This window comes from Planktotalea sp., assembly GCF_039984035.1.
Classification (GTDB): Bacteria; Pseudomonadota; Alphaproteobacteria; order Rhodobacterales; family Rhodobacteraceae; genus Planktotalea.
Genome location: NZ_JBDWVM010000217.1, coordinates 1 through 2,794 on the forward strand (window position 1 = coordinate 1; position 2,794 = coordinate 2,794).

Below are 2,794 nucleotides of genomic sequence, written 5' to 3' on the forward strand. Positions count from 1 at the left end.
TCATGCCTTGAGGCTAAAATAGGTAGACGGTAACGAGACTAAGCCAACTATTTGCTGTGAAACATCTGTAAACGCAACCGATAACGCACATTATGTTTGATAGCCTCCAAACTGGAGTAAGGTGTTACGAATTGGCGGAAAGAAAACATTCGCTGCGCTCGCGAAATTTGGTTTAATCTTTTGGGGAGGCAGACCTTTGGCGGCAATCGATCTGTTGAACGGCAGTTTCGAGCGCTGAGCTGACCATCTGAAAGGTTCGGATCGTTGCGACGCAGTTTTCCTTTGGATCGTGACTAATCGCCATAAATGGTGAGGGTGAGCGTTCATGGGTGGAAAAACCTTTGGGCAGTGGACGGCCTCGACACTAAACAAGTAGATCATTTAGGCTTTCTTTGAATTTCTCCATGAAATCTAATGCGATCATGGATGGTGCTTGATGAACCGGGCGTACCAGGGATAGTTGGTGAGGTATGTTTGGCGTAAATGGGCGGAAATCTAGACGCCCTTTATAGGTTCTCGCATCAAGCTCACTTACTATTGAAACGCCAGCTCCTAAGGAAACGAGTTCACATGCTCCAGTGAACTGCCGCGTTTCGATTGCGAGCTTTGGTGAAACAGAGTTTTTGCGGAAAACCTCGTTCAACGTTTGAAAGAATTGGCTATCGCGACGGGTGTGGACCATGCGTTCGTTGTCCAGCTGGATTGGTGAAATTTTCGCATATTCCGAGAAACGGTGCCCCAATGGGAAAATACAAACAGTGCGGATATCGACGGTCGTTCGTTCAATCGTCGGATGACCATTAAAGCCATCGGTTATGCCGCAATCGTATTGTTCCCCAAGAACCCATTCCAAAATCCGTTCGGGCCGGTCAGGTTCAATCGTGATCGTAACTTCGGGGCGATTTTCTAGAAAACTTGCGACAACTTTCGGCAGATGACTTGTTGCAAAGCCAGGTAAGCAAGCAACTCGCAAATGCCCGGCACGGCGTGCCGTAAGATTACTTGTCGTGTTTTGAATATGATCCATCAGTTCGATAACTCTACTGATGTCTGGAAGAATATACCGCGTTTCTTGCGACGGGACGAGTAGGCCATCTTTTCGATCAAAAAGCGAAAACCCAAAGGAATCAGATAAATCGGCGATCACGCGGCTCACTGCCGGTTGTGAAATTTCCAAACTTTTTGCAGCGCGTGTCATGCTCCCATGATCAGCAACGAGTTTAAGAACTTTGAGCTGTCTTAGCTTAGGCGCAGGCATCATAAATTACTTCCTTCCAACCGCGTCATAACATTTGGTTATGTATTTCTTCAATAGATGCTGTTGATTAATATCTCTGCTACGTTAGCCTAATCAAACCGATATCGAGTCGGATTAGATTTCTGGGAGGAAAACATGAAACGATCAATAATCGGCACTCTCGCCGTGGCTTCAACTCTTTTGACGCCAATCGCAGCCTCTGCCCAAACTGAGGTTCATTTCTGGCACGCCTTCACAGGCCGCCTCGGTGAATTGGTTGCAGCACAAGTTGAAGAATTCAACGCCAGCCAAGATGACTATGTTGTCGTTCAAAGCCACAAGGGTAATTACTCTGAAACGTTGAATGCAGGCATTGCCGCGTTCCGTGCTCAAGAACAGCCACACATCTTGATGGTGTTCGAAGTCGGCACTGCGACAATGATGGCTGCTGATGGTGCAACACGCCCTGTCCACGAAGTCATGGCGCAAAGTGGAGCCGAGTTTAGGCCTGACGCCTTCATTAGTGCTGTGAACGGCTATTACACGACAACAGATGGCGACATGCTGTCACTGCCGTTCAACGCATCAACGCCTGTTCTTTGGGTGAACCGTAATGCATTTGAAGCTGCGGGCGTAGATCCCGATATGGACCTGTCCACGTGGCAAAACGTTGGTGATGCTTTGACAGCCCTACAAGATGGCGGTTCCGAATGCCCGTTGGTTACAGCGTGGCAAAGCTGGATTCACCTTGAAAACTTCTCGGCTTATCATGATGTACCGTTCGCGACCCAAGACAACGGTTTTGCCGGACTCGACACAGAATTGGTGCTGAATGGAGAAGCACAAGTAGCACACCTCACTGCGATGGGTGAATGGGCCAAAGAAGGCAAATTCATTTACACAGGCCGACGCAATGAAGGCGGTGCTAACTTCCGAGCTGGTGAATGTGCTTTGTTTACAGAAAGCTCCGCTGGCTATGCTGGCATCAGCTCCGAGGCAGAATTCGACTTTGACGTACGCCCGCTTCCATACTGGGAAGGTGTTGGGAATGCGCCATTGAACACCATTATTGGTGGTGCGTCTCTGTGGGTTATGGAGGGTCATGAAGACGATGAGTATACCGGCGCGGGTGAATTCCTAAGCTTCTTGTCGTCCTCTGATGTTCAAGCCTCTTGGCATCAGAACACTGGTTACCTGCCGATCACCGCAGAAGCTGGCGATGCGACGCGTCTTTCTGGCTTCTATGAGAAAAATCTCGGCACCGAAGTTGCCGTTCTTCAAATGACCGCGAACGAGCCAACGGCGAATTCGAAGGGTCTGCGTCTGGGATCTTTCGACCAAATTCGAGGCATCATTGACGAAGAACTGGAAGCGATTTGGGCTGGTGACAAAACCGCCCAAGAAGCTATGGACAGTGCTGTCGAGCGTGGCAATCCACTGCTGCGCCGCTTCGAACAAGCAAACCGTTAAGGTATCCTCCCTGTCGGGCGCGGCCAACTTGGTTGCGCCCGATTCATGACTTAGCAGGCAGATCATCATGGAAAAACGCGTCACCTT

General features: G+C 49.5%; 2 protein-coding genes. One reads left to right on the plus strand and one right to left on the minus strand.

The features are described from left to right. Window positions 1-364: 364 nt before the first annotated feature. Entirely contained in the window at window positions 365-1,261 is an 897-nt protein-coding gene (locus ABJQ89_RS09995) for a LysR substrate-binding domain-containing protein (RefSeq protein ID WP_348496099.1), read from the minus strand. 132 nt (window positions 1,262-1,393) lie between these two features. Between ABJQ89_RS09995 and ugpB the strand changes: the two genes are divergently transcribed. Next, complete coding sequence (gene ugpB, locus ABJQ89_RS10000) at window positions 1,394-2,707, plus strand: sn-glycerol-3-phosphate ABC transporter substrate-binding protein UgpB (RefSeq protein ID WP_348496100.1); 1,314 nt, start codon at window positions 1,394-1,396, stop codon at window positions 2,705-2,707. The last annotated feature ends 87 nt before the right edge of the window (window positions 2,708-2,794 follow it).

What these genes read in the sequence shown, in the direction of transcription:
- ABJQ89_RS09995 (WP_348496099.1), bottom strand. Translation starts at nt 1,261, where the DNA reads ATGATGCCTGCGCCTAAGCTAAGACAGCTCAAAGTTCTTAAACTCGTT.
- ugpB (WP_348496100.1), top strand. Translation starts at nt 1,394, where the DNA reads ATGAAACGATCAATAATCGGCACTCTCGCCGTGGCTTCAACTCTTTTG.